The following is a 26,800-nucleotide window of genomic DNA, read 5'->3' as shown; positions in this document are numbered from 1 at the left end:
GATCCTCAACCTTCGATCTTCCATTCTCGATCCTCCGCTCTTTGCCCTTTGCCCTTTGCCGGTTCATCTTGTAGATTCGGTGCGTGGCGGACTCATACTCAAATACGGCAGGGGAAAAATTCGCCGAGATGGTCGCGTTGATATCGCGGCTGCGCGCGCCCGGCGGCTGTCCCTGGGATCGCGAGCAGACACACGAGAGCCTCAAGCCAATGATGCTCGAAGAAGCCTATGAGGTCGTCGAAGCCATCGACGAGGGCAACGATGAGGAGTTCGTCGGCGAGCTTGGAGATTTGCTGCTTCAAGTCGTTTTTCACAGCCAGATCGCAACCGAAGAAAACCGCTTCAACGTCGCCGAGGTGATCGAGCGCATTGCCTCCAAGATGATCCGCCGCCATCCACACGTGTTCGGCGAGGACACAGCTCAGACCGCCGGCGAAGTGCTTCGAAACTGGGAAGCGATCAAAGAAGCCGAGCTTGAAGCAAAGGGCAAGCGCGCAGAGAACCCCTCGATGCTGGACAGCGTTTCGTCGAAGTTGCCGGCGGTGATGGAAGCGTTTCAGATGACGACGAAGGTCTCGCGCGTCGACTTCGATTGGCCGGATGTCGCCTCGGTCCTTGAAAAACTCGACGAAGAGGTGGAAGAGCTGAAGCAGGCGGTGGCCGACGAGCACCCGACTCATCAGGAGATCGCCGGCGAGGTCGGGGACTTGCTCTTCGTAGCGGTGAATGTCGCGCGACTCCTCGGCATCGATCCCGAAAGTGCGCTAAAGGGTTCGAACAGAAAATTCCGGCGACGATTCCGTTATATCGAAGACAAGCTTCGAGAGCAGGGCCGCAAACCGGCAGACTCAGATCACATCGAGATGGACGCACTATGGGATGAGGCTAAAGCCAGGGAGAAGGATCCTACTCCGACGGATGTGCGGCCGGGCTAGCTCTGGGAGCGCAGGCATCCCTGCCTGCCTCTTCTCGCGCAATGCCAGGCAGGCCCAAACAGGAAATGATGCCTGCGCTCCCAGGGAACTAAGGAAGGAGACTCGATACTTGCCAACGTTGAAAGAACTATTTGATCTCTCGGGAAAGGTCGCGCTGGTAACGGGCGGTTCACGCGGACTCGGGAAGGAAATGGCGGAAGGTCTTGCCGAAGCCGGGGCCTCGCTAATGCTGCTGGCGCGCCGCGAGCAATGGTTGACACCAACCGTCGAAGAATTTCGCAGTCGCGGCTTCAGGTGCGAAGGCGCGCTGTGCGATGTGTCGAAGGTCGCCGATGTTCAGGCCTCAGTCGATCGGACCATCGAGATCTATGGTCAAATCGACATTCTCGTCAACAACGCCGGCGTGACCTGGGGAGAGCCCATCGAAGACCATTCGCTCGAGAAGTGGAACATGGTGCTCCAGACCAATCTGACCGGCGCTTTTCTTTTCTCTCAACGTGTTGGGCGCGAAATGCTCAAGCGCCGCACCGGCAACATCATCAATGTCGCGTCCATAGCCGGACTCAGGGGCTCGATGGAGAACGGCCAGCATATAATCGGCTACGTCGCGGCCAAGGGTGGATTGATCGCGATGACCCGCGAATTCGCCGCGAAGTGGGCCCGGCGAGGTATTCGAGTCAATGCCATCGCGCCGGGATTCTTTCCTTCGCGAATGACGGAAAGAGTCTTGGAAGTCGCACAACCCATGATCGAAGCCGGGGTCCCGATGGGCCGAGTCGGGGCGGAAGGCGAGTTAAAAGGCGTAGCGGTTTTCTTAGCGGCGCCGGCCTCCGGCTATATCACCGGTCACACGTTTGTCGTGGATGGCGGCGGCACAATTACTTCATGAAACGAAATCTCACAATCTCGATCGCTAATATTCTTCTGCTCTTATGCCTTGCGCTGACCGCAAGCGCGCAGGGCAAGCTGATGGCAGGCGCCGCGAAATCGGACATCACGCCTCCGGTCGGCACTCCGCTGGCGGGTTACGGCGCGCGGCGAGCCCAGCCTTCAACCGGCATGCACGATCCCACCGAAGCACGTGCCCTGATCATCGACAACGGTGTCGAGAAGCTCGCTTTCGTCAGCGTCGATCATCTGGGCTTCGATCACGGCATGGTCGAACGCATCCGGGGCATAGCCTCGGCTGCCACCCAGATTCTTCCCGATCACATCTTCGTGATGTCGTCGCACACGCACTCCGGGGGCGGAGCTTTCATGGAGATGTTGCCGTTGCTCGCAAATGTGCTTGCAGGCAAGTTCGATCCAAAGATTCGCGGGTTCTACGAACAACGAACCGCTGAAGCGATCATCTCCGCGAACAAGACTCTTAGGCCCGCCCGCATAGCTTTTGGGGCGGGCGAGGCGCGAGGCATCTCTCGCTTCAGGTCGAGCTGGCCGCCAAATGGTCCGGTCGATCCCGAGGTCGGCGTGATTCGAATCGACTCGGCGGCGACCGGAAACCCAATGGCGGTGCTGATGAACTTCGCCGCTCACCCGACTGTGTTGGGCCCGGAGAACATGACTTTCTCGGCTGATTTCGTCGGCTACGCCAGAAACGCGCTCGAGCGAATGATTGGGGGCGACGCCGTAGCGATCTTCGCAAACGGCGCGCAGGGGACGATCGCTCCGCACGCGTTTCAAGGCGATGACGGCTGGCAGCGCGCGGAAAACGTCGGCACGATCCTGGCGACCGAAGCGTTCAAGATCGTGCTCATGATCAAGCCGCAGGACGCAATCGATATCAAACTCGCTCGAACACCGTTGACGCTGAAGATCGTGCCGACTTCGGTCTTCCCGCCCACGATGACCTACCCGTCCAGCTATGAGTCGGAGATCAGCGCAATCTCGTTCGCGGGCCGCATCGCATTCGTGACGATCCCAGGCGAGCTTGGCAGCATTCTGAATTTTCAGGTCAAGGAGCGCGGCAAGATGCTTGGCTTCGAGAAAACCTTTTTGCTCGGGCTGACCAACGACGCGCTTGGCTACATCATCACCGAAGACGAATATCGTCATAAGACCTACGAGTCGACGATCTCGCTGTTCGGTCCAAGCTTCGGGAGCTTGATCGCCAACGAATCGTTTCAGCTACTCGAAAAGCTTCGGCCCGTCGAGAAGAAGAAGCCTCAATAGCCCGATGATCCACTCTTGTAGCGTAAAGTGAGGGCGGCTTATTGTCGAACTTTCGATTTGACCGGCTCGTAACCTAGAGCGACAACCCAACAGGAGGACAATAGAAATCATGTTTTCGCTTCTTGGAATCGCAGCCATCATCCTGGACATATTTGCGTTGAACGACGTGGTGAATTCGAACCGCGACACGACCACCAAGGTTGTGTTGATGATTCTTATACTCCTGTTCCCGATCATCGGCGCCGGTCTGTACTTGCTGGTTTTCCGCGAAAAGGGCTACTAGGCGTCAGGCTCACGTCTGAACCGTCGCGTCGTTGTCAGTCGGGAAAGCGTCCTCTACTCGAACGAGAACCAACAATCAGGCTATACCACCGTAAGTAACACTCAGCGCTGGTCCCATCGATCTCGGGCGCGGCGCGCAACTGCTCCATGCCATACAGTTGATGGGCCTCGTGCAGCAGCAGGTGCTCGACGGTCATCTGCATGTTGTAGTTGTGAAATTCGGGATGAGACCCGCGCCTCTCCCAGTCTTGCGGATACAACTTGCCGAGCTTTTCGATCAATCGCTCGCCGCCGCATGAAGACTCCTCCTTGACCTTCTCCAGATCGGCGGCCTTATATGACTGCAGGTCTTCGAGCGCCGCGTCGATCACCTTGATCGGTGGTTCGTCCAACTCCAGCATTTGCTCGACGCGCTCGGCCAACATCTCGTTGGTGTGCGCAAGATGCGCGGCCTTTTGTTTCAACGACATCTTGCCCGACGCGGCCGGCTTCGCGAGCTACCACTCTTCAACCCCCACGAGCAAGCCTCGCAGGTACTCCGCCTGCTCATAAACAACAACCTCAGCGTCTGTCGAATTTAGCCGCTTCCGCGGCAAGCTTGCGAATCGTATGGTCACTGGCCACCACCTAATCGCTCCGGTTCGCCAGCCTAAGAAATATAGCGGTTCGGCATCCTAAATCAACGAGAAGGAATTTGCATTATTCTCCCGACATTTTCCGTCATGGGGTAATGAGAGAGGTAAGCGGGCGCGGCTCTGGGCTTCGGAAGAGGAAACATGATGACTAAAACACCTCATTGGTTGCCAACGGTCTTGTTTGTCTCGTTGGTCATTCTCGGTTGGATCGTTGCTGAAATTTGCTTCAATCCCAAGCCGGAACCCGGGGTCGCAATCGAGACTCTCAATGAATTACAAAAGCGGTCCTCCGAGATAATTATTGAAATGAACAAGCTGATGACTTCTTTGGCAACCTTAGTTATTGGCGGCGTTGGAGCGCTCCTTCTTAAGAAAGACGAGCCGTTTAGAGTTCAGTCGCGTGGGCGACGAATGACTATGGCCGTGTGCAGTGTCTTTGCGGTGTTTTCAATATACTTTGGTTACATTCTATACTTTAAAATGGTAGAGATGCTGTCGAATAGTTTTTACGACCCTTCCAACGCACTAATCGAGATACCCCGGCGCTTTCAGTACTATTGTCTTTGGCTGTCCGTGATATTTTTTGTCATCTTTGCCTTGCTTGAAACTACTCCCCCGATCAATCAGGGTCCGCCCGCAAATGCAAACAAGGAGGTAATCACAAATGAGAGTTAGTATCCGAGAATCTTGGTGCGTCCTCTTGACGATGGCTACTGTATTCCTGGCGGCTCAGGAAACGAGCGCTCAGGGCATCGGCGCCGAAGGGCCAATGAAGCGCGGGGCGCAGGGAATAGGTGCAAGCGACGTAGAGCCCCTAATTTCCTCGATGACACAGAACACGAGAATGTACGTACTCCGGAACATTAATCGCCCCGACCTTGTTTCATCGGTTGAAAAGTGGGAGGCATCGAACAAGGTTGAGCTGACCATAGGTGCCAAAGCCTCCTTCGTTGTGGACTTTCTTTCTGCCGAAAGCATCCACGCAAGATGGTATGCCCGCGGGAAAATAAGCGTCGCCGGACACAAGCTGGTACCGATTTACTTGAACGGGATCATAACTGCCGATGAATTGCCAGATATTTTCGTCTCGTGGGAGTATCAGCTCGGTAACAAGCCGGACTATGTGCCGACGACCCGCAATAAGTACGGGCAACTGAAGGTCGAATCCCTACCAGAGCAGGCGGAGGTCTTGATTGACGGTAAGTTTGTAGACTACTCCGGCAAGACCTTCGTGCTTGTCGAAGGGCCTCACCCCGTGATAGTAAGGAAAAAACCGGACTACATCGACCACAGCGAGACCGTCAACATCGAAGGCAGCAGGAAGCACACGTTGACCTGCCAACTCGCAAAGCAGCAATAGCGGAATCACTGCCGTAGGGCAACTCGCTTCAAACCACCCTTTTGCACCGGCAGAACATCGCCCTCGACACGCTTGGTAGCATAACGGGGGCCGGTCTTCTTTTTGCCCATGCGGCCAGGATCAATTGGACTCCTCAAACAACCAACTCAAGACGTCGACCGGGCGCCGGACCACAAAACCAGTTTGACCATTTCTAAACCTTTGTGCTAGTTTATGCATCCTATTCGCATAATATGCGCATAGTGAGGCGAGCAATGCATAAGACCGCAAAGGGAACCCGGCATCAGAAGATACTCGAGATCATAAGCGCCAGGCCGGTGGCCACTCAGCAAGAACTCGCCGCGCACTTGTCGCGGCGCGGCTTTGCGGCCACGCAGTCAAGCATCTCGCGCGACATAGTAAAGCTCGGACTCACGAAGCTTGACGGCCATTACATTGCCCCGGAGGACGCTGTGAAGGCCGGCGGCCCGGTCACCGAGATTGACACCGCCGGCGACAACATCATCGTGGTGAAAACCGAAGTCGGACTCGCTCAACCGGCGGCGCTCACCATCGACCGCGCGAACATCGACGAGATAGTCGGTACGGTAGCGGGCGACGACACGATTCTGATCGCAGTCAAGAACGTTGCGGCTCAGCGGCTTGCCATGAAGAAGATCGTTAAGCTCTTCGCGGATTCTCGTCCGCGATCGCGCGCAGTCAATAAGCGCGCGGCGCGTTCGGGGGTTAACGCCCTGTGGCCGCGATGAATTTGGAGAACTGATTGATGCAAACTGGAACGGAACACATCGGCAAGATCGTGCTCGCTTATTCGGGAGGGCTCGATACTTCTGTGATCCTGCGGTGGCTGAAAGAAACTTATGATTGCGAAGTCATCTGTTTCGCGGCCGACGTTGGTCAAGCCCAGGAGCTCGGCGGTCTTGAAGAGAAAGCACTCGCGACCGGCGCGTCGAAGCTCTACGTCGAGGACTTGCGCGAAGAGTTCGTGCGCGATTTTGTGTTTACCGCTCTCAAGGCCAACGCCGTCTATGAGGGCGTTTATCTGCTCGGGACGTCGCTGGCGCGGCCGCTTATCGCCAAGAAGCAAATCGAGATCGCGCAACAAGAAGGCGCTCGCGCGGTCGCGCACGGGGCGACTGGAAAAGGAAACGATCAGGTCCGGTTCGAACTCACTTACTACGCGCTCGATCCGCACATTCGAGTGATCGCCCCCTGGCGCGAGTGGCCGTTCAAATCGCGCTCGGACCTGATCGCTTACGCACAGCAACACAAGATCCCGATAACGGCGACGAAAGAGAAGCCTTACTCGATGGATCGCAACCTCATGCACATAAGCTACGAGGGCGGGATACTCGAAGACCCGTGGGCTGAACCGCCGGCCTCAATATTCATCCTCACCCGGTCGCCGGAGGACGCGCCTGATAAGCCGGCATACGTCGAGATCGATTTTGAGTCGGGCGTGCCGGTCGCCGTTGATGGCGAGATTCTATCGCCGGCTTCGCTTCTCGACCGGTTGAACCGATTGGGAGGAGAGCACGGAATCGGCCGAGTCGATCTGGTTGAGAATCGATTCGTCGGAATGAAATCGCGGGGTGTGTATGAAACGCCGGGCATGACGCTTCTGCACGCGGCGCATCGCGCGGTCGAATCACTCACGCTCGACCGCGAAGTCGCGCACTTGAAAGATTCGCTAAACGCTCGAGTGGCCGAAATGATCTACTACGGTTTCTGGTACACGCCCGAGTTTGAAGCCATTCGCGCGTTGGTCGATGAAACCCAGAAGAACGTCCGCGGCACTGCGCGGCTGAAGCTGTACAAGGGCAACTGCACAGTCGTCGGGCGCCGCTCTCCGTGTTCGCTCTATTCAGAAGCGTACGCAACGTTCGAGCACGACACGGTGTACAACCAGCGCGATGCGGAAGGCTTCATCAAGCTGAACGCGCTGCGGCTGAGGATGAGAAAGATGGCAGAGGAGAAACGAGGATCGAAGATAGAAGATTGAGGATCGCTGGGCAGTTTTGATTGAGGTCTCGCTTCAGTCTGACGTTGAATAGGAGCTAAGCATGATGAGTCGAACGATTGAAGAAAACGTGATCGCCACTGAGCAGGACGCTGACCTGCGATTAGTGCGTGTCGATAAGATCGCGTCGTCAACAGTGAATCTCGGTCTCGATCACGAGCTCGAAATAACCATTCGTTGTGAAGCGCGCGCCGGCAACGTAGTCGTCGTCCGCACGCTCACCGACAACGCGACCTATAACACGCTCGAGCTGGTGACCGGGCGAATGGCGAAGATCAACCCCGGCGACATCATCGCCGGAGTGCTCGGCTATCGGCGCGCCCTGAAGGGGTTTGTCGGCGACGTTCCCGAAACTGTTCAGGCCGGTGATCGATTGCATTTGCTCAACCTTGGCGGGTTGATCGGCCGGTGCGTGGGTCATCATCACAGCTTGAGCAACGCAATCGAAGTCGAAGTGATAGGCATGCCGGTAAGCGACGGGCGCGTCCTCAACATCGCCGAAGGCGCCATCGCGCCGCGCGATACGCTAGAGTACACGGTGCCACTCGTGCTGGTGGCGGGCACCTGTATGAACTCGGGCAAGACCTACGCCGCGACCGAGATCATCAAGCACCTCACGCGCGAGGGCCGCCGCGTCGCAGCCGCAAAGCTCGCCGGAGTAGCTTGCCTGCGTGACACGTTGAATATGGAGGACCACGGAGCGATCAAGACGATGAGTTTTCTGGACTGCGGTCTTCCATCGACGGTCGGGCTCGCGAATCTGGCGCCGATGGCGAAGGGCGTGATATCGAAGCTCGCCGAGACCGCGCCCGATTGCATAGTGATCGAGCTTGGCGACGGAATCCTGGGCGGCTACGGCGTCGAGACGATCTTCAAGGATCAGGAGCTGATGGACGCGACTGCAGCGCTTGTCTTTTGCGCGGGCGACTTCGTAGGCGCGTGGGGCGGTCGTGAGTTGTTGGCCAGTCACGGCGTCAAGATCGATGTGATCTCGGGTCCGGTGGCTGACTCGCAGATGGGCACGGACTACGTAAAGCGCGAGCTTGGTCTGGACGCGGCGAACGCGGTCAATGGCGGAGAGCATCTCGCTGATTTGATCAAGACAAAACTAGCAGAGTGGGCTCAGAGGTAATTCTCTTTGCGTCTTTGTGTGGGCTTTGCGTCTTTGCGCGAAACAAGCGATTCGAATGTTGGGTTTCGCAAAGCCCCCGCAAAGACGCAAGAGGCGAACAAAAGAGAGAGGAGAGCATTTGATCAAGGCAGGCATACTCGGAGGATCGGGCTACGGCGGAAGCGAGTTGCTTCGCATTTTGCTGTTTCATCCAGAGGTCGAACTGACGCTGGTCACCGCTAACGAGCACGCCGGCAAGCGAGTCGACGCGGTGCATCCGAACCTTGCGAAGCTCACCGATCTCAAGTTCGCCGCCATGCCCGATCCTGGCGCCCTCGACGGACTCGATTGCGTCTTTCTCGGTTTGCCACACGGCCAGGCGATGGAGATCGTTCCCTCGCTTCCCCGCTCTCTAAAGGCAATCGATCTCTCGGGCGATTTCAGATTGAACGATGAAGCAAAGTTCAAACAGTTCTACGGACGCGAGCACACTGCGATGCAGACGCAGCGCGAGTTCGTATACGGTTTGACCGAAGTGAATCGCAATCAAATCAAGGAAGCAACACGCATCGCGAATCCCGGGTGCTTCGCCACCGCGCTCGAACTGGGGCTCTACCCGTTGGTCGCGTCTGGACTCGCAACTGGCAAAGTGATTGCCGATATGAAAACCGGTTCGTCGGGCTCGGGGGCGAAAGCAGCGGCCAACACTCATCATCCGAAGCGAGCGAACAGCCTCTACGCCTACAAGACATTCGAGCATCAGCACCAGCCTGAAGTAGAACAGTTGCTCGCCTGTGTGAACTCGAAGTGGTCATCCGAATGCGATCTGGTATTTCAGGTTCACTCGATTCCTGTGGTGCGCGGGATCTTCGCATCGATCTACGTGACTCCGACTAAGTCGATGACGCGTGACGAAGTCGGGAACTTATTTCGAGAGTTCTACGGCAATGAGTTCTTCATCCGACTGGTTGACGGCTCGCCGGACATCAACTGGGTGAAGAACACTAACTTCGTAGACATCGGGTGGGCCGCAAGCGGCGACACCATAATCGTGTTCGTCGCGCTCGACAATCTGGTGAAAGGCGCGGCGGGACAGGCCGTGCAGAATATGAATTTGACGTTTGGTTTCGGCGAGCGGACGGGCTTGGTGCTGCCCGGGAGCAATCCATAGTGTGGGCGCGCACGCCCGCCGCCCTCCCGGCTTCTCGGTTCATAACGAAGCCGGCAGGAGCGACCTTTGACGGTAATCACGGCCGGCGTTACCATCAAGGCACGTGGTCAAGTCTTTCAAGTGTCGCGACACGCTAGCGCTCTCGAAGGGCAACCGGGTCAAGCGCTTCGTGAGCATAGCGGCCGTCGCACGCCGCAAGCTGCGGCAGTTGGAGATCGCGAGTAAGTTAAGCGATCTTCGGGTGCCGCCCGGCAATCGGCTGGAAGCACTGAAGGGTGATCGTTCGGGGCAGTACAGCATTCGCGTTAACGATCAGTTTCGCGTGTGCTTCCGCTGGACCGAGGCTGGAGCTGAAGATGTCGAAATCGTGGACTATCACTGACGGAGATGACTATGCGAATACTCAAGCCCATAACGCCCGGCGAACTGTTGCTGGAGGAGTTTCTGAGGCCGATGGGGATCAGTCAGTACCGGCTGGCGAAGGAGATCGGCGTGCCGGCGCAGCGCATCGGCGAGATTGTGGCCGGCAAACGTACTATTACGGCGGACACCGATTTGCGACTGTGCCGGTTCCTCGGCCTATCTAACGGCTACTGGCTGCGTGCCCAGGCCGCATACGACACGGAAGTTGCCGAAAGGGTTTTGAAAGATGAATTGGCAAGAATCAATCCCTGGGAGGATGTCGCAGCTCATGGCAGTCGCACCCAAACCCGCTCGTGAAGCGTTTCCGCAGAGAAACGAGACTCGTTCCTGCCTAGGCCGCTGTCGGAGGAAGGCAATAATCGTCAGGTTCTGAGGTACAAGATGAGCACGTTGAGAGAGAGACTGGCCGAGATGCAGAGAGCTCTTTGTATCGAGGAAGTGACTGCCTTTAGAGTGATATTCGAAAACGGAGATACCGTCCTCATAGAGTCGCAGGACGACGTGGCGTTGGATCGAACGGATCCGATTCGAAGTGCGAATGTGATTTCGTCCGCAGACGCTAGTGCCCCTGTCCTACAACTCAACAATCAGGTGACTCTTGTCATTTGTCTAAAAGAGCAGCACCAAAAACCTCACGTACACGCCGATTACGGTGGAGAACGACACGTAGCAAGCTTTTCTATTGAAACAGGAGAAAGGATCATGCCTAAATCGCTCGCACGTAAGTACCGCAGATACGATACGGCCATTAGATCCGATCTTCTAACGCCACAAAGACAAACTGCTCGCGATATGGCGCGAAATCCGGTCGGGCAAGGATCCAAAACCTCTGATTGAAGAACTGCAACGTGATGCTCTTCGATAGGCCGGCTGTGTGGCCATCGTGCCGCCGGACACTTTGCATTCAGTGCGAGCGCTTAGCGACGGCCGGGCGATCGTCGCAGACTACCCGGTTCGGCGCTCGATCGGCGGTGTCGATACCGACTAAGCATAGACCGCCCAAGGCGAGAACTAGCATTGCCGGGAGCCAAGGAGAAGGGAATTGACGACTCAACCACAGCCAGAGAACCTGATCGACATAGAAGAGCACTATCAGGTCGCGACCTATAAGAAGTTTCCGTTCGTCATCGAGCGCGGCCAAGACGTTTGGGTTTACACCTCAACCGGTGAGCGCTATCTGGATCTTTACGGCGGGCACGCGGTTGTCTCAACCGGGCACTCTCATCCGCGCATCGTTCAGGCGATCGCCGATCAGGCTGCGCGGTTGATCTTCTATTCGAACCTCGTCTACAACGACGCGCGTGCGCGGGCGGCGAAGAAGCTCATCGAAGCCGCGCCCGAGCCACTCACCAAAACGTTCTTCGTCAACTCGGGCACCGAGGCCAACGAGAACGCGATGAAGATCGCGCGCATGCTCACCGGCCGCACTAAAATCATTTCATTTGAAGGCGGGTTCCACGGACGCACGCCGGGGTCGCTCTCGGCCACCGGTCTTGCGAAGTATCGCGAGAACGTGTCGCCTCTGCTTGAAGGCCACGTTTACGCCGACTTCGGCAACGTCGCGTCGGTCGAAACCCTGTTGGACGAAGAGACAGCGGCGGTCATCCTCGAGCCTATTCAATCGATGGGCGGCGTGCGGATGGCTGAAGCGGAGTTCTATCAAGCTCTCCGCGAGATGTGCGATCAGGCGGGCGCGATGCTGATCTACGATGAAGTGCAAACAGGAATGGGCCGGACGGGCGAGTTTTTTTTCGCCGGACGCTTCGCTGTCGTCCCCGACCTGGTCACGCTCGCCAAAGGCATTGCTAGCGGAGTGCCGATGGGCGCGGTGTTGATGACCGATGCGATTGCCGGCGAGATAAGGACCGGCGATCTTGGAACAACCTTCGGCGGGGGGCCGCTGGCGAGCGCCGCTCTCGAAGCGACAATCGATGTGATCCGCGATGAGCGGCTGCTCGAAAACGTGCGCGAGAATTCTGAGTACTTGTTTGGTGAGCTCGAGACACTATCCACGATTGAAGAAGTGCGGGGGCTCGGGTACTTGATTGGGATCAAGTTCCCAGGCGCAACCGCGAAGTCCGTTCAGCAGGTGCTGTTGGAGAAGAAGATAATCACTGGGCTGTCGGACGATCCGAGCGTGTTGAGGCTGCTGCCCCCGCTCACGCTGCGACGGGCTGAGATTGATTTGTTTTTGGATGAGCTGGGCCAAATAGACCACGGATGAAACGGATCGGACGGATTCTCACGGATCTGATCGGTGTGAATCCGTCCAATCCGCCCACTCCGTGGTCGATGAGCTGTCGGACTATGGATATCAGAGGAAAAGACTTTCTGAGCACCGCTGATTTCACGGCGGATGAGTTGACCTCGCTCATCGATCTCGCGGCGAAGATCAAAGCCGGCGACTATCGCGAGCGGCCGCTTCAGGGCAAGAGTGTCGCGCTCGTGTTTTTCAATCCCTCCCTTCGCACTCGCGCCTCAATGGAGATAGCGGTCTATGAGCTAGGCGGCAACGCCGTGACCCTGGACGTGGGCACGGGCACGTGGAGTCTGGAGCACCGCGAATCGGTAGTGATGGATGGTGACAAAACCGAGCACATCAAAGAGGCCGCGCGAGTGCTGTCGCGCTACGCGGCGGCGATCGGCGTGCGAGCGTTCCCGGAGATGAAGAATTACGACGACGAGATGACTGATCCGGTCGTGCGAGGTTTCGCCGAGCACAGTGATGTCCCGGTTTTCAATCTTGAATCGGCCCGGCATCACCCGTTTCAGGCGCTGGCCGACGCCATGACCATTCGTGAAAAACTTGGGACTCTGTCACATCAGCGCGTGGTGCTTTCGTGGGCTTATCACCCGAAGCCGCTGCCGATGGCGGTGCCGAATTCGTTCGCGTTGATTGCGGCTCAGCTCGGTCTCGATTTGACGATCGCCTGCCCTCCGGAATACGACCTCGGCGATGAAGCGATCGCTGAGATTGAAGCGGGGGCGAAGTCCAGCGGTGGGCGCGTGCAGTTTTCACGCGACCAGCGCGAAGCCTGTCGCGGAGCGCGGGTCGTCTACGCGAAGAGCTGGGGTGGAAAACAGTTTTACGGCCGCGCCGAGGAAGACATCAAGCTTCGGCAGCAATACAAACACTGGCGCATCGACGAAGAAGTTATGCACTCGACCGATAGCGGCTGGTTCATGCATTGTCTTCCGGTGAGGCGGAACGTCATCGTGACTGACGGGGTATTGGACGGCCCACAGAACGCGGCAATCGACGAAGCCGAGAATCGCTTGCACGTGCAGAAGGCGGTGCTGGCGTCGATAATTTAGTTCCGGGTTCAGGGTTCCGAGTTCAGAGTTCGAGCTTCAGCTTGCAAAGAGATGATAAGGCTGAACCGCTCAACACGGAACCGGGCAAGCTAAAGCTTGAACTCTGAACCCGGAACTCTGAACCCGGAACTCTGAACCCGGAACTCTGAACCCGGAACCCGGAACCCTAAACCCGGAACCGTTTTTTAGCCATGATTAACGAAAGACTCGATCTACTCCGCGAAGCGCTGCCTTACATTCAGCGATTCAAGAACAACATTTTCGTCGTCAAGCTCTCGGGTAAAGTCACCGAAGATCAAGACCAGCTCAACTCGCTTGCTGAAGAGATCACTCTCTGCCAACAGGTAGGGATCCATCTTGCTGTCATTCACGGCGGTGGCAAGCAGCTCACCGCGATCGCCGAGCGGCTCGGCATCGCTCAGCGCATCGTCAACGGCAGACGCGTCACCGACACCGAAACGCTCGAGGTCGCCAAGATGGTGTTCGCCGGCCAGATCAACATGGACGTAGTGTCGGCCTTGCGGCGTTCGGGTTGTGAGACGGTTGGGCTATCGGGTGTTGACGGAAGCATCATCCACGCTCGGCGGCGCGAGATTCAAAAAGTGCTGAACCAGGAAACAGGCGAAGTTGAGACGATCGACTTTGGGCATGTTGGCGATATAGTCGAAATCAATGTTCGCTTGCTCCGGCTGCTGCTCGAAAACGGTTACGTGCCGGTTATTTCGTCGCTTGGATCCGACGAGCAGGGCAACATCTACAACATCAACGCAGACACGATCGCGGCAGAGATCGCGGTTCACCTTCACGCCGAGAAGCTCATCCTGCTGACGGACGTCGATGGGGTATTGCGCGACCGCGACGACCCTTCATCCAGAATCTCGCGCTTGTCGGCCGAAGAAGCTGAGCGGCTGGTGCAGGAACGGGTCGTGTCATCAGGCATGCTGCCGAAGATCGCAGCCATCGCCCACATCATTCGCCGCGGAGTGCGAAGCGCTCACATAATCAACGGCTCGCGGCGCAACGCGCTTCTGCGCGAAGTGTTCACCGACGAAGGCGCCGGCACGATGATCACGGAGTGAGTTCAGGGTTCCGGGTTCCGAGTTCAGGGTTTCTGGTTTCTAGTTTCTAGTTTCTGGTTTCGTTTCGGGTTCCTTTACGGGTCAGCATCGCGCTTGAGTTATTGGGTAGTACCTAGGCTCGAAATCCAAACCAGACTAGAAGAAACCAGAAACCAGAAACCCTGAACCGTGAACCCTGAACTCGGAACCCTGAACTCGGAACTCTGAACCAACACTAGATCCTGGAGGAACCGTTATGACCAAAGCTATTCGACCGGCGGCGATGCTGGTTCTAACTCTAATGGTCTTTACGTGCGCAGCGGCGGCATGGACACCGCAAGCAACCAAAGAGGAGCCTTTCGTCGCGGACTACTATTACAAGGCGAAGTGGGGCTACGCCGATGAGTTCATCCGGCTGTTCAAGAAGAATCACTTTCCGATACTCAAGAAACAAATCGAGACTGGGCGCATCCTGAGCGTGACCGCTGCATCACCCAGGTATCACGCGACGGAGGACGGGCGTTGGGATTATCGGGTGACGATAGTCTTCAAGAACATGGCGGCTGCGTCCGACCAGGCCAGCGAGGAGCCGATCATCAAACAGCTCTATCCTGATCAGGAAACCTTCAAGCGCGAGGAGCAACGCCGGTTCGAGATTCTGCTTGGACACTGGGACGTGCCGGTAGTCGGGGTGCCGCTGGATAAGTGATCGCTTCGAGCTTCGCCCATTCGGATGTTCAGAGTTCAAGCTTCAGCTTGCGGGCTTGAGTACCAGCAACCTGAAGGTCGAACTCTGAACCTAGCCAGCCGGATGGGTGTCGTCTACCCACCTGACCTCCTCAGGAGGCTCGATGGAAGCGATATCAAGATTGACGACGATCGGTTCTTGCCCGCTTCGCACCAGGACGCATTCGAGCGGCTCATCGGTGCTGGCGTTGATCTCCTGGTGAGGAACGTACGGCGGAACGTAGATGAAGTCGCCCGGCCCGGCTTCAGCGGTGAACTCCAGATGATCGCCCCAACGCATACGCGCTTTGCCTTTGACGACGTAGATGACGCTTTCAAGCGCACCGTGATGATGGGCTCCGGTCTTGGCGTTTGGGTGGATGCTGACCGTACCCGCCCAGAGATTGGTCGCGCCGGCTCGCGCGTGAGTTATCGCCGCAGCGCGATACATCCCGGGCGTCTGCGGCGTGTTAGTGTCGAGCTCGCCGGCGTGAACTATGCGCACTCCGCGATGTTTCCAGGAAGGTTTAGCGGTGTCGTCGGCCATGTGTCGATTCTCCGTCATGAGAAAAATCCGTGAGAATCCGTCAAACCCGCGTCATCCGTGGTCTATGTCGCTTCGAGCCTTAACCAACGCCTCGCTCACTCGCTCGGGTGAAGTTCCGCCTAACGCGGATTTGCCTGCAAGCGACGACTCCAAGCTCAGCGAAGCGTAGAGATCATCCTCGAACGCCGCCGAGAATTCACGGTACTCTTCTGTCGGGATCTCCTCGAGCGGCTTACCGCGCTCTATCGCATGCATCACGACTTGGCCGACAAGCTCGTGAGCCTTGCGGAACTCGAGGCCTTTTCGCACAAGATAATCGGCTAGGTCCGTCGCGTTCAAATAGCCAATCGACGCGGCCTGCCGTGTTTTCTCGCAGTCCACTTTCACGTTTCGAAGCACGGTCGCCATCACGCCGAGTGAGCCTCGCAGCGTCTCGATTGTATCGAACAGCGCTTCCTTGTCTTCCTGCATGTCTTTGTTGTACGCGAGCGGCAAGCCCTTCATCGTGGCAAGCAGCGCAACGTGGTGACCAAACACGCGGCCGGCTTTTCCGCGAATCAACTCGAGCGAGTCGGGGTTCTTCTTTTGCGGCATCAACGATGATCCCGTCGAGACCGCATCGGAAAGCTCGATGAAGCCAAACTCGGCGGTTGAGTAGATAGTAAAGTCTTCGGCAAGTCGGCTGAGGTGCATCATCGCGATGGCCGCGGCGCCGATGAATTCAATCACGAAGTCTCGATCGCTCACCGCGTCCACGCTGTTTTCACACAGACCGTCAAAGCCGAGCCTTCTCGCTATCAGTTCGCGATCAATCGCAAAGCCGGTGCCCGCCAGCGCGCCCGATCCTAGCGGCAATCGATTCACCCGCGCGCGAACTTCGGCGAAGCGCGCACGGTCGCGCTTCGCCATTTCGTAGTAGGCCAGCAGGTAGTGAGCGAACAGAATCGGTTGCGCGCGCTGCAGGTGGGTATAGCCGGGGATCACGCAATCGCGATTGGCTTCGGCCAGCTCGACCAGAGCGCCTTGAAGATCCCTGATCATCTGGACGATCGCATCGGTCTCGCCGCGCAGAAATAGCCGCAGGTCGGTTGCAACTTGATCGTTGCGGCTGCGTCCAGTGTGTAGCTTACCGCCCACGTCGCCGATCGCGGTGACCAGCTTGGCTTCGACGAAGCTGTGCACGTCTTCTGCCTCGCGGCTATCGAGGTACCCAACATCTTCCCTGGCCGCACGCACAATCTCATTGAGGCCCCAAGCGATCCTGCGCGCTTCATCTTCGGCCAAAACGCCGGCGGCTGCGAGCGCTTCGGCATACGCCAGGCTTCCCTGGACATCGGCTTCGATCAAGCGCCTGTCAAACGTGAACGATGAATTGAACCGCGCAAACTCGGCATCAGCTTCACCCTTGAATCTGCCTCCCCAAAGTTTCATGCGTTGCAGGATACTATGGCGACCGGCCGAATGGAACACGGAGGGAACAGATGCGACGGCCTCTCGCGGATCAGATCCGTGTCCATCCGTTGAATCAGCGTCATCAGTGGTCTATTCTCTTGTGGCGAGATCGAATAACAATGCAAGAGCTTAAGATCATCCACGCAGCTTGCCCGCACGATTGCCCGGACACTTGTGCGATGCTTGTAGAAGTTGAAGACGGCCGCGCCACACGAGTCTCCGGCGATCCGGACCATCGCCCGACTCAAGGCTTCCTCTGCACAAAGGTCGCCCGCTACCTGGAACGTGTCTATAACCCGGATCGCTTGCTCTATCCGATGCGGCGAGCCGGGGCGAAGGGCGAAGGCCGCTTCGAGCGCATAAGCTGGGAGGAGGCCTTGGAGACGATCGCTCGTCGATTTGGCGAGATCGCGGCGTCAAGCGACGGGCCCGAAGCGATTCTGCCTTATAGCTACGGCGGCACGATGGGCATCGTCAACAGCGGCAGCATGGACCGGCGCTTCTTTAATCGCCTGGGCGCAAGCAAGCTCGCCCGCACAATATGCTCGGCCGCCGGCGGTGACGCGATGCGCTACACCGTCGGCGCGACGATCGGCACGGACATGGAAAACTTTCATCTCGCGCGCTTGATCGTGTTGTGGGGAACAAACACTCTTTCGTCCAACATTCACCTCTGGCCGCAGATCAAGGAAGCGCTCTCGAACGGAGCGAAGCTCGTCGGCATCGATCCTTATCGCAATCACACGCTGGATCACTGCCATCAGTTGCTACAAGTGCGGCCGGGAACCGATGCGGCGTTAGCTCTCGCCATGATGAATGTCATCATCGGCGAAGGGCTCGAAGACGGCGACTACATCGAGCGTCATACCATCGGCTTCGAGAAGCTGCGCCACCGCGCTGCTGAGTTTCCACCCGCCCGCGCCGCCCGGATATGCGGAGTGAGCGAAGACGAGATCGTTGGTTTCGCTCGTGAGTACGCAACCACGCGGCCTGCTGTGATCAGGATCAACTACGGTCTGCAGCGTCACGCCGGAGGAGGAATGGCGGTGCGCACGATTGCCTGTCTCCCCGCGCTGACTGGCTCGTGGCGCGATTCAGGCGGCGGCGTGTTGCTTTCGAGCAGCGGGATGTTCGCGTTCGATGAAAAGGCGCTTCAACGGCCGGACCTGACGCGCGGCAATCCACGAACGATCAACATGTCGCGACTCGGCGAAGCGCTTACCGAAGCTCGCCCGCCGGTCAAGGCCATTTACGTTTACAACTCGAACCCGGCGGCGATTGCCCCCGATCAGTCGAAAGTGCTGGAAGGCTTTCGCCGTGAAGACCTGTTCACCGTCGTGCATGAACAGTTTCAAACTGACACCGCCGATTACGCCGACATCCTGTTGCCGGCGACGACGCAGCTCGAGCATCGCGACATGGTCAAGCCGTACGGCCACTATTATCTGGTTTACAATGAGCCGGCAATCGCACCGATTGGCGAAGCAAAGCCCAACTTGGAAGTGTTTCAGTTGCTGGCCAGGCGGATGGGATTCGACGAAGAGTGCTTTGACGACACGGACGAGGACATCATTAGCCAGGCGCTGGCAACCGACCACGCGCCGCTACGCGGAATCACGCTCGAACGATTAAAGCGCGACGGATGGGCTCGTTTGAATTTGCCGGAGACCTTTGCGCCGTTTGCGGATGGCGGCTTCCTTACGCCTTCGGGCAAGTGCGAGTTCTACTCCGAGGCGCTGGAGCGGGCGGGGCTCGATCCGCTTCCCGCTTTCATTCCGCCTCGCGAGTCTCCTGACAGCGCGCCGGAACTTGCCGCGCGCTATCCGTTGCAGCTTCTCAGTCCGCCAGCGAACTCCTTCTTGAACACGACATTTTCACACCTGCATTCCTTTCTCAAAAGCGAACGCGAGCCGTTTATCCAGCTCAACGCGGAAGACGCTACGCGCCGCAAGATCAACGACGGCGACTCGGTGCGCGTCTGGAACGATCGAGGCGAGTGCCAGCTTGTTGCTCGAATAACGGACCGGGTGAAGCCCGGGGTCGCGGTTGCGCTTTCGATCTGGTGGAACAAGCTGAGTCCAGGCCACACCAACGTGAACCAGACGGTTTCCCAGGCGCTGACCGACATCGGCGCCGGAGCGACCTTCTATGACAACCTCGTAGAAGTAGCGAAGAGACAACCGGATTGAGCTTTTAGCTCAGGTTTTCGCGCAAACGTGACGCGCACCCGACATTGAGTATGCCGTTGAACAACACACTGACTAAAGTCTATGCTACTGCCATGAGAGCTCATACTCTGAGCGTGGCGCTTGCCCTTCTAATACTCGCGCCCGTATTCGCTCAGCTTCCTCCGTCAACCGTCCCACCCGGTAAGCCGGCGCTGAAACGCGATCGCACGCAGCGCATCTTGATTCCGAAAATCATTCAGCACGAAGACGAGCGAACTATCACGAATGAACTTATCGAGATGCTTCTTCCACCGCACGGGGGTGTGCGCCGGCGCGCCATTCTGGCCATTGGCCGAATAGGCTATCCCAGCGGGCTCGCGCCTCTGATCGACATCCTGACCAGCGATAGGAACCCTGAGAATCGCGACCCGGAAATGCGAGCATTGGCCGCGTTCTCGCTTGGTCAGATTCAAAATCAACACGCGGTGTCGGCGCTGTTGGAGCGCCTCGACGCTTCGATTGAACCCTCAGCCGTCGTGCGCGCGCGGGCGATCGAGGCGTTGGGGAAGATCGCTTCCAACAAGGAGGCGGCCGAGGCGCTGGGCAACTATGGCGTCGGCGGAATCACCGCCGCAATCTTGCGTTTGCTGCCTCCCCCCAATACCCCAGCTTCGGATGAAGCCAGGCTAATCGCGTCAATGGCGCTTACCGCGTTGCTCCGAATCAAGCGACCCTCGGCGGTTGAGCCGATCGCGTTACAGCTTCGTTCTGCCGACGCGGACTTGAGGTGGCAGGCAGCCAACGCGCTGGCGCGAATACGCGAGGGCATTGCTTCCGCGGTCCCCAGCCTGTTGCCCTTGCTCGACGACAAGGAAGCTCTTGTGCGAGCGCAAGCTGCTCGCGCGCTTGGAGTCGCAAAGGCGGTTCAGGCCGTCGATCCATTGATTAGACTGCTAGCCGACAAAGACGAGCGCGTCACCGCAGCCGCCATCACTGCGCTCGGAGCGATCGGCGATGCGCGCGCAATTGATCCGCTGCTGGCGGCAGGCAACTCGCTGATGGCGGGCTATCGTTCGTTCGACCGCGACAAGCTCGGTGTCCCGCCTCAGCAAAACTTGCTTCTCTTGATAGCGGCCGCGCTTGGAAGCCTAAAAGACGAGCGCGCGCTTCCCTTCCTCAGAGCGTTTCGGGTTGCGGACGGAAAGCTCGGCGCTCACGGTGAAGTGGAAATTGCGATCGCGAAGTTTGGAGAGGCGGCCTTCTTCGATGCAAGCGCTTCGGCGAAGCTGCTTGGCGATGACTGGAAAGCGATGGCGTCCTATGCACAGGGTCTCGGACAACTAGCCACCGATCGAGCAAAGGCACTCTTGCTCGATCTCATTACCGGCAAGACCTACGGCAAACCGGATGGCCGCGCCGTGCCTGCCATCTTGAGCGCGTTGGCTGCAGCAAAGGCCGAAGGGCTACGCGATATTCTGTTGGAGCAACTCAAGGCTTCCGACGTGTTCGTGCGCGAAACGGCAGCTTCGTTGCTCGGCGATCTCGGCGATTCGTCGGATAGTGTGATTTCCGCGCTCTACGACGCGTACAAAGCGGCTCGCGCGGACAAGATCAACGAAGCGCGAATCGCAATCGTCGAAGCGGCGCACAAGCTCAAGCACCCGATGAACATTCAGGTGCTATCTGAACCCACCCGCGACGAAGACTACGTCGTGAGGTTGAAAGCCGCGGAACTACTGCGCTCCTCGCCGAGCGAGGTGGTCACCCGGCGTCTGCAGGTCGGCAAAGTCGAAACAGGCCACGATCGCGCTTATTGGCGGCGCCTCGCCGAGCTGATTGAAGCTCGGAAGAATCCGATCGCCGTGATTCACACGAAAAAGGGAGACGTCCGCATAGAGTTACTTGCGTCGGACGCTCCGATGACGGTCGACAATTTTATCCATCTTGCTCGCAGCGGCTTCTATAACGGCCTCGCGTTTGTGCGAGTGGTTCCGAACTTCGTGATTCAAGGCGGCGATCCTCGCGGCGATCAGAACGGCGGCCCGGGCTACCAGATTCGAGACGAGATCAATCTTCGAAGATACCAGACAGGCACGGTTGGAATGGCGCTCTCGGGCAAAGACACCGGCGGAAGTCAGTTCTTCATCACCCATTCGCCTCAGCCTCACCTCGATGGAGGCTACACCGTATTCGGTCAGGTTGTGGAAGGCATGGATGTAGTGAACCGAATAGCGCGCGGCGATCGAATTGAGAAAGTTGAAATCATCGAAGCGAAATAGCCAGCGTGTCGTATGCCAACAGAAGTGCAAGAGGCGCGTGCTCAAAGCGTCAGTGTCAACGAAGATTCATTGATCGTGGACTTGGTTGACGGTCGCACGATGATGGTGCCTATTGCCTGGTACGCTCGCTTGTGGCATGGCACTCCAGAGGAACGTAGTAATCTAGAAATATCTGGCGATGGTACGCTGATACACTGGCGGGACCTTGATGAAGATCTTAGCGTCTCAGGCATTCTGGCTGGACGTCGCTCGGGTGAAAGCCAACAATCATTTAAGAAATGGCTGGAAGAGCGTGCCGCGGCCCAAAAGCAATCCTGAGACAAATGCGGAAATCCTCGCCGGGATCATGACGGCGACCCGGGCTACCAGATTCGTGACGAGTCAATCTTCGAAGATAGCTGGCAGGTCTTGCGTTGGCGGAATGGTGGATCAATATTTCACGGGGACTCGGAGTAGTTCCCGTGTTCACTGGATGGGAGAACCATCAGCCGGGAGGCCAAGCCAGGTGGCGGCCGCCAAGCACGTGTACGTGAAGATGAGGGACGCTTTGCCCAGCCGCCTCGCCGGTATTGATGACGACTCGATAGCCGCTCTCGGCGATGTCCATCTGGTTCGCAACCTTCGCGGCCGTGTACAGCAGATGTCCCATCAGTGACAGATCTAACTTTGAAGCGTCGTTCAGAGACTCGAGATTGTGCTCACGCGGGATCAACAGCACGTGCACAGGCGCCTGGGGATTGGCATCTTTGATAGCAACAACTTGTTCGTCCTGGTAGACAACTTCCGCCGGAAGGTCTCCGGCAACGATGCTACAAAAGATGCAGCTTTGTTCCATGTTTTCCATAGTTGTTTTTTCTTTAGGCCAATTATCAACCAAGCGCGCAATCGAGTCAAACTTAATCGCAAAGAAGTCCGTAGTCCGTGGTCCGTGGTCCGTAGTCAGTAGCTCTTTCGCGCTCGAGTAACAGTTGCGACAGACCACGGACTACTGACTACGGACTACTGACTACGGACTACTGACTATTCCCGAACCCTCTCGATGTGGGCGCCGACCGAGCGTAGCTTCTCTTCGATTTTTTCGTAGCCCCGATCGATGTGATAAACGCGATCGACAATCGTCTCGCCGCTCGCCGCCAGCCCCGCCAACACCAGCGAAGCTGAGGCTCGCAGGTCCGACGCCTGGACTTGCGCTCCCATCAATCCGCTATTGCCTTCCACAACCGCCTGTCTGCCGTTCAATCGTATTCTCGCTCCCATTCGCAGAAGCTCAGACACGTGCATGAATCGGTTCTCGAATATGGTTTCGCTGATCACCGAGACTCCGCCGGCCAGCGTCATCAGAGCCATATATTGCGCCTGCATATCGGTCGGGAAGCCGGGATAGGCCTCGGTCGTCACATCGGAAGACTCGATGCCATTGGCCGCGCTCACGCGGATTGAAAACGCGTTCGGACGCTCGATGCGCACGCCGTTTTCTCCAAGTTTGTCCACAACCGCAGCGATGTGCTGAGGGTCGCAATTCACAATGTCGAGTTCTCCGCCGGTCATTGCGGCGGCGACTGCAAAGGTCCCGGCCTCAATTCGATCAGGAATAATTGTGTGCTCCGCTCCGCCGAGCTCCTCGACTCCGCCGATGCGGATGGAGCTGGTCCCGGCGCCTTCGATGCGCGCGCCCATCTTGTTGAGCAGTTCGGCGAGATCGGCGATTTCAGGCTCGCACGCGGCGTTGTTGAGCACGGTCTCGCCTTCGGCGAGCGCAGCGGCCATCATCAGGTTCTCGGTCCCTGTGACCGTGATCGTGTCAAAGTTAAGCTCGCGCCCTTGCAGCCGCTTCGAGCGCGCGACAACGTCGCCCCCTTCAATCTCAATGGTCGCGCCGAGTTCCTGAAAGGCTCGCAGGTGCAGATCGATGGGACGCTGACCTATGGCACACCCGCCTGGAAGAGAAACGCGCGCCTCTCCGAATCGCGCAAGAAGAGGCCCCAGGGCCAGCACCGAAGCTCGCATTGTTTTGACCAGTTCGTAAGGCGCTTCGAAGACTTCGACCTTCGCACCCGAAATCTTGAGCGTTCTCAATTCAGGCATAAGAATCTCGCAGCCGAGATCCTCGAGTAGCCGCCGCATTGTGATGATGTCGCGAACGTAAGGAAGGTTGTGAAGCGTGACCGTCTCCGCGGTGAGCAGCGCAGCAGCCATGCAAGGCAGCGCCGAGTTCTTGGCGCCGCTGATCTGAACGCGGCCTTCAAGCGGCCGCCCGCCGATGATTCTGAATTTATCCATCCCCTCTACCGCTCAGTTAGAGGGGATGTTAGCACAGAGCGCGGAGGCGTTGACAACACGCGAGAGGTTTCCGGGAGCGCAGGCATCCTTGCCTGCCGTGCGTCGCGGGAGAAGAGGCAGGCAAGGATGCCCGCGCTCCCAGGGCGGGCGGATCAACTATGCCCGTATTGCATTCTGGAGAAAAGGCGCGTCGGTGATTTCCCACGCGGAATCATCTCGAAGCACGCGAGACACCAGCGCCGTGTGTACGCCGTGCCCGGTGCGCTCGGCGTCTACGCGGCCAAGCACCGGCATTCCAAACAACGCCAGATCGCCGATGATGTCCATGATCTTGTGGCGAACAAACTCGTCGGCGAACCGCAGCCCCTCACGGTTCATTATCCCGCCCTCCGGCGTAAGCACGATGGCGTTTTCGAGCGAGCCCCCTCGAGCGAGACCGAGGTTGCGAAGCGCCTCGACTTCATCGAGAAAGCCAAAGGTGCGGGCCGGAGCAACCTGGCTGGCAAATTGCCCGTTGGTCAATTCGATCTCGCGGCGTTGAATGCCGATCATCGGATGAGGGAACTCAATCAAGCACGATATCGAAAAGGATTCGGAAGGGCTGATGCTCATAAGACGATCGTTTTGGGAAACCTCGACGCGCTTGAGCACCCGCAGAAACTGACGCGGCGCCTCAAGCACTGCGATTCCCGCATGCTCAATCATCTCGATGAACGGCTCGGCGCTGCCATCCGCGATCGGCACCTCGAGCGAATCGACGTCGATTATGCAGTTGTCGACCTGGCTGCCGGCGAGCGCGGCAAGCAAATGCTCTACGGTGGCGATCATGACGCCTTGTCGCATCAGCGTCGTCGCATAGCTAACCCGCGCTACAAACTGAGGAGCGGCGGGGATTTCGAAGTTGTTCAGATCAGTGCGGCGGAAAACGTATCCAGTGTAAGCAGGCGCAGGGTTGAGCGTGATGTGTGAAGGCTCGCCGGTGTGAAGCCCGTGGCCGCTGATTGAGACCGCCCGTTTGAGCGTCGTTTGTCGAGTCAAATCAAATCCACCTCTACTAAACTACCCTGCCATAGGATCACTCGGCAATGGACGTGCCGCCGGATCAAGCGTGAGAACGGCAAGATTTTGCAAGAAAACCGCCACGCGAGCAACTCGGGAAATGCTACGTGTGGCACTCTCGCTACACCAGGTGTCGCTTTCCATCACGTGGCCTTTCAGATCCGATCCGGCTAGAATGAGGCTCTTTGGTTTCAAGCTCACCAGCGAGGTTATTCGATGAAGGCAACGGCAAACGTACCGATCGGAGCCACGGCGACTCAGGAAATCGAAGTGACCCGGGATATGACCGTGGCACACTTCCACGAACACATGCCCGAAGTGTACGGCACCCCAATCATGATTTATCACTTGGAAGTAACGGCTGAGGCGGCGATCAGAGACTACTTGCCGGAGGGTTGGATTACGGTTGGAGTCGTGGTGAATGTGAAGCACCTCGCGGCGACGCCAGTCGGAGCGAAGGTGACAACGCGCGCGGAAGTCATCGAGGTTGGCGATCACACGATCAAGTTTGCGGTCGAAGCTCACGATGGATTCGAGAAAATCGGGGAGGGCATCCACGTTCGCGCGCCGGTGGAGATGGAACGGTTCTTAAAAAAGGTGAAGATGAAGATTGTCAGTAGTCCGTAGTCCGTGGTCCGTAGTCCGTGGTGTCGCACCTGTTACTCGAGCGCCAAAGAGCCACGGACTACGGACCACGGACTACGGACTACCGACCACCTTCTTGCGCGATGGCGCACCGCTTGTTAGTTTCACTGCGGGCGGAGGCGCAGGGGGCCTGGTGGTTCTCGCGGGCTTCAAACCCGTTGCGGGTCGCCGAGAGGCGGCCTGGGTGGGTTCGATTCCCACACGCCTCCGCCAGAACAGATAGCAGAAGGCAGTAGGCAGAAGGCAGTAGGCCGTGACGATTCAACCTTGTGCTTACGTGTTCGATCCGTGGCGCCGAAGCTAAGGGACTATGGCCAAGACAAAGATAGCCTGCGTTCAGATTGATGTTGCGATCGGCGACATCGAAGCAAATCGACGCAAGATCGTTGAGCGACTGCGGACGGCTGCCGAGAGCGGCGCCGAGTTGGTGATCCTTCCGGAATGCGCATTGACCGGCTACTGCTTCGATTCTCTCGAAGAAGCGGCGCCGTTTGCTGAACCGATTGACAGCCCGTCATCGGAAGCGATCGCCAACGCCTGTCGCGAGACTGGCGCGCATGCTGTTGTCGGCTTCATCGAGAAGGACGGCTCGAACTTCTACAACGCTGCGATGCTTGTCGGTCCTAACGGCATCATCGGCGGTTATCGGAAAGTTCATCTGCCTTTCCTCGGCGTCGATCGCTTTCTGACACCCGGCGACGAGCCATTCCGCGTGTTCGATCTTCCATTTGGGCGAGTAGGAATCAACATTTGCTACGACGCGAGCTTTCCCGAAGCCGCCCGCGCTCTGAAGCTCCTTGGCGCGGAGCTGATCGTCTTGCCAACCAACTGGCCGACTGGGGCTTGGCGGACGGCAGAATTCATCATCAACAGTCGAGCTTGCGAGAACCACGTCAACTTCGCGGCGGTGAATCGGTGCGGCGTCGAGCACGGATGGGAGTTCATCGGCAGAAGCAAAGTTGTGGACTTCAACGGCGACACGCTCGGGGAGGCTTCGCGCGAAGGCGAAGAAATGCTCACCATCGAGGTTGATCTTCAGGAAGCTAACAACAATAGGATTGTCAACGTCGCCGGGTCTTATGAGATAGACCGGCTCGCGGACCGCCGGCCTGAGTTCTACGGAGCAATCGCTGCTACAACGTCGAAGTCGCAAAAGGCCTAG

Annotated in this window: 26 protein-coding genes, 1 tRNA gene and 1 pseudogene; 22 read left to right on the top strand and 6 right to left on the bottom strand. The window is 57.8% G+C overall.

Annotation, left to right across the window (positions count from 1 at the left end; all coding sequences use genetic code 11):
• Positions 1-128 precede the first annotated feature (128 nt).
• From mazG to AABO57_12115, 4 genes are all read left to right on the top strand, one after another.
• Positions 129-935, top strand: a complete 807-nt coding sequence (mazG, locus tag AABO57_12130) for a nucleoside triphosphate pyrophosphohydrolase (protein ID MEK6286481.1) — start codon at positions 129-131, stop codon at positions 933-935.
• Positions 936-1,044: 109 nt separating this feature from the next.
• Positions 1,045-1,824, top strand: a complete 780-nt coding sequence (locus tag AABO57_12125) for an SDR family oxidoreductase (GenBank protein ID MEK6286480.1) — start codon at positions 1,045-1,047, stop codon at positions 1,822-1,824.
• Positions 1,821-3,107, top strand: coding sequence for a neutral/alkaline non-lysosomal ceramidase N-terminal domain-containing protein (locus AABO57_12120; protein ID MEK6286479.1), 1,287 nt, complete (start codon positions 1,821-1,823; stop codon positions 3,105-3,107). Before AABO57_12125 ends, AABO57_12120 begins: the two co-directional genes overlap by 4 nt.
• Before the next feature lie 109 nt (positions 3,108-3,216).
• The gene (locus AABO57_12115; protein MEK6286478.1) at positions 3,217-3,390 is read left to right on the top strand and encodes a PLD nuclease N-terminal domain-containing protein; all 174 of its coding nucleotides are present in this window, start codon (positions 3,217-3,219) and stop codon (positions 3,388-3,390) included.
• 34 nt (positions 3,391-3,424) lie between these two features.
• Here the strand turns inward: AABO57_12115 and AABO57_12110 are convergent.
• Positions 3,425-3,865: pseudogene (locus AABO57_12110) on the bottom strand (DinB family protein).
• 300 nt (positions 3,866-4,165) lie between these two features.
• Between AABO57_12110 and AABO57_12105 the strand changes: the two are divergent.
• The 12 genes from AABO57_12105 (at position 4,166) to AABO57_12050 (ending at position 15,191) form a co-directional block, all read left to right on the top strand.
• Complete coding sequence (locus AABO57_12105; GenBank protein MEK6286477.1) at positions 4,166-4,699, top strand: hypothetical protein; 534 nt, start codon at positions 4,166-4,168, stop codon at positions 4,697-4,699.
• Positions 4,689-5,384 carry a PEGA domain-containing protein gene (locus tag AABO57_12100; GenBank protein ID MEK6286476.1) on the top strand — a complete coding sequence of 232 codons (696 nt, stop codon included), beginning with the start codon at positions 4,689-4,691 and terminating at the stop codon, positions 5,382-5,384. Before AABO57_12105 ends, AABO57_12100 begins: the two co-directional genes overlap by 11 nt.
• 254 nt (positions 5,385-5,638) lie before the next feature.
• A complete protein-coding gene (locus AABO57_12095; protein MEK6286475.1) occupies positions 5,639-6,133 on the top strand; it encodes an arginine repressor in 495 nt (164 codons plus the stop codon).
• Between the two features lie 17 nt (positions 6,134-6,150).
• A complete protein-coding gene (locus AABO57_12090; protein ID MEK6286474.1) occupies positions 6,151-7,386 on the top strand; it encodes an argininosuccinate synthase in 1,236 nt (411 codons plus the stop codon).
• 64 nt (positions 7,387-7,450) lie between these two features.
• On the top strand, positions 7,451-8,536 hold the full coding sequence (locus tag AABO57_12085) for a hypothetical protein (GenBank protein MEK6286473.1): 1,086 nt from the start codon (positions 7,451-7,453) through the stop codon (positions 8,534-8,536).
• A gap of 118 nt (positions 8,537-8,654) precedes the next feature.
• Entirely contained in the window at positions 8,655-9,686 is a 1,032-nt protein-coding gene (gene argC / locus AABO57_12080) for an N-acetyl-gamma-glutamyl-phosphate reductase (protein ID MEK6286472.1), read from the top strand.
• Between the two features lie 103 nt (positions 9,687-9,789).
• The gene (locus AABO57_12075) at positions 9,790-10,068 is read left to right on the top strand and encodes a type II toxin-antitoxin system RelE/ParE family toxin (GenBank protein MEK6286471.1); all 279 of its coding nucleotides are present in this window, start codon (positions 9,790-9,792) and stop codon (positions 10,066-10,068) included.
• Positions 10,069-10,079: 11 nt separating this feature from the next.
• On the top strand, positions 10,080-10,406 hold the full coding sequence (locus tag AABO57_12070; protein MEK6286470.1) for a HigA family addiction module antitoxin: 327 nt from the start codon (positions 10,080-10,082) through the stop codon (positions 10,404-10,406).
• Positions 10,407-11,151: 745 nt separating this feature from the next.
• Positions 11,152-12,333: an aspartate aminotransferase family protein gene (locus AABO57_12065; GenBank protein ID MEK6286469.1), complete on the top strand. Its 1,182-nt coding sequence runs from the start codon at positions 11,152-11,154 to the stop codon at positions 12,331-12,333.
• A gap of 83 nt (positions 12,334-12,416) precedes the next feature.
• A complete protein-coding gene (locus AABO57_12060; GenBank protein MEK6286468.1) occupies positions 12,417-13,424 on the top strand; it encodes an N-acetylornithine carbamoyltransferase in 1,008 nt (335 codons plus the stop codon).
• 191 nt (positions 13,425-13,615) lie between these two features.
• Positions 13,616-14,503, top strand: coding sequence for an acetylglutamate kinase (argB, locus tag AABO57_12055; protein MEK6286467.1), 888 nt, complete (start codon positions 13,616-13,618; stop codon positions 14,501-14,503).
• A 235-nt stretch (positions 14,504-14,738) separates the two neighbouring features.
• Positions 14,739-15,191: a hypothetical protein gene (locus AABO57_12050; protein MEK6286466.1), complete on the top strand. Its 453-nt coding sequence runs from the start codon at positions 14,739-14,741 to the stop codon at positions 15,189-15,191.
• 90 nt (positions 15,192-15,281) lie between these two features.
• Here AABO57_12050 and AABO57_12045 read toward each other — a convergent pair whose 3' ends face one another.
• Together AABO57_12045 and argH are read right to left on the bottom strand one after the other, a co-directional pair.
• Positions 15,282-15,755 carry a cupin domain-containing protein gene (locus AABO57_12045; GenBank protein MEK6286465.1) on the bottom strand — a complete coding sequence of 158 codons (474 nt, stop codon included), beginning with the start codon at positions 15,753-15,755 and terminating at the stop codon, positions 15,282-15,284.
• 51 nt (positions 15,756-15,806) lie between these two features.
• A complete protein-coding gene (gene argH / locus AABO57_12040) occupies positions 15,807-17,186 on the bottom strand; it encodes an argininosuccinate lyase (GenBank protein MEK6286464.1) in 1,380 nt (459 codons plus the stop codon).
• Between the two features lie 140 nt (positions 17,187-17,326).
• Here argH and AABO57_12035 point away from each other — a divergent pair, with 140 nt between their 5' ends.
• The 3 genes from AABO57_12035 to AABO57_12025 all read left to right on the top strand — a co-directional run bounded on the left by AABO57_12035 (position 17,327) and on the right by AABO57_12025 (position 21,972).
• Positions 17,327-19,396 (top strand): molybdopterin oxidoreductase family protein, encoded by a 2,070-nt coding sequence (locus AABO57_12035; protein ID MEK6286463.1) that lies wholly within the window; start codon positions 17,327-17,329, stop codon positions 19,394-19,396.
• Positions 19,397-19,488: 92 nt separating this feature from the next.
• Complete coding sequence (locus AABO57_12030) at positions 19,489-21,654, top strand: peptidylprolyl isomerase (GenBank protein ID MEK6286462.1); 2,166 nt, start codon at positions 19,489-19,491, stop codon at positions 21,652-21,654.
• 12 nt (positions 21,655-21,666) lie between these two features.
• Entirely contained in the window at positions 21,667-21,972 is a 306-nt protein-coding gene (locus tag AABO57_12025) for a DUF2442 domain-containing protein (GenBank protein ID MEK6286461.1), read from the top strand.
• Between the two features lie 166 nt (positions 21,973-22,138).
• Here AABO57_12025 and AABO57_12020 read toward each other — a convergent pair whose 3' ends face one another.
• From AABO57_12020 to lpxC, 3 genes are all read right to left on the bottom strand, one after another.
• Positions 22,139-22,489: a histidine triad nucleotide-binding protein gene (locus AABO57_12020; GenBank protein ID MEK6286460.1), complete on the bottom strand. Its 351-nt coding sequence runs from the start codon at positions 22,487-22,489 to the stop codon at positions 22,139-22,141.
• A 185-nt stretch (positions 22,490-22,674) separates the two neighbouring features.
• Positions 22,675-23,934 carry a UDP-N-acetylglucosamine 1-carboxyvinyltransferase gene (murA, locus tag AABO57_12015; protein ID MEK6286459.1) on the bottom strand — a complete coding sequence of 420 codons (1,260 nt, stop codon included), beginning with the start codon at positions 23,932-23,934 and terminating at the stop codon, positions 22,675-22,677.
• Between the two features lie 156 nt (positions 23,935-24,090).
• Entirely contained in the window at positions 24,091-24,972 is an 882-nt protein-coding gene (lpxC, locus tag AABO57_12010) for a UDP-3-O-acyl-N-acetylglucosamine deacetylase (GenBank protein MEK6286458.1), read from the bottom strand.
• A 237-nt stretch (positions 24,973-25,209) separates the two neighbouring features.
• Between lpxC and AABO57_12005 the strand changes: the two genes are divergently transcribed.
• From AABO57_12005 to AABO57_11995, 3 genes are all read left to right on the top strand, one after another.
• Entirely contained in the window at positions 25,210-25,620 is a 411-nt protein-coding gene (locus AABO57_12005) for a hotdog domain-containing protein (GenBank protein ID MEK6286457.1), read from the top strand.
• 133 nt (positions 25,621-25,753) lie between these two features.
• Positions 25,754-25,851, top strand: a tRNA-Sec gene (locus tag AABO57_12000).
• Positions 25,852-25,948: 97 nt separating this feature from the next.
• Complete coding sequence (locus AABO57_11995; protein ID MEK6286456.1) at positions 25,949-26,800, top strand: carbon-nitrogen hydrolase family protein; 852 nt, start codon at positions 25,949-25,951, stop codon at positions 26,798-26,800.

It is taken from the genome of Acidobacteriota bacterium (assembly GCA_038040445.1).
GTDB classification, from domain to species: Bacteria; Acidobacteriota; Blastocatellia; order UBA7656; family UBA7656; genus Onstottus_A; species Onstottus_A frigus.
Note: the sequence above shows the minus strand (reverse complement) of the source record. Positions and strands in the feature narration are given on the sequence as shown.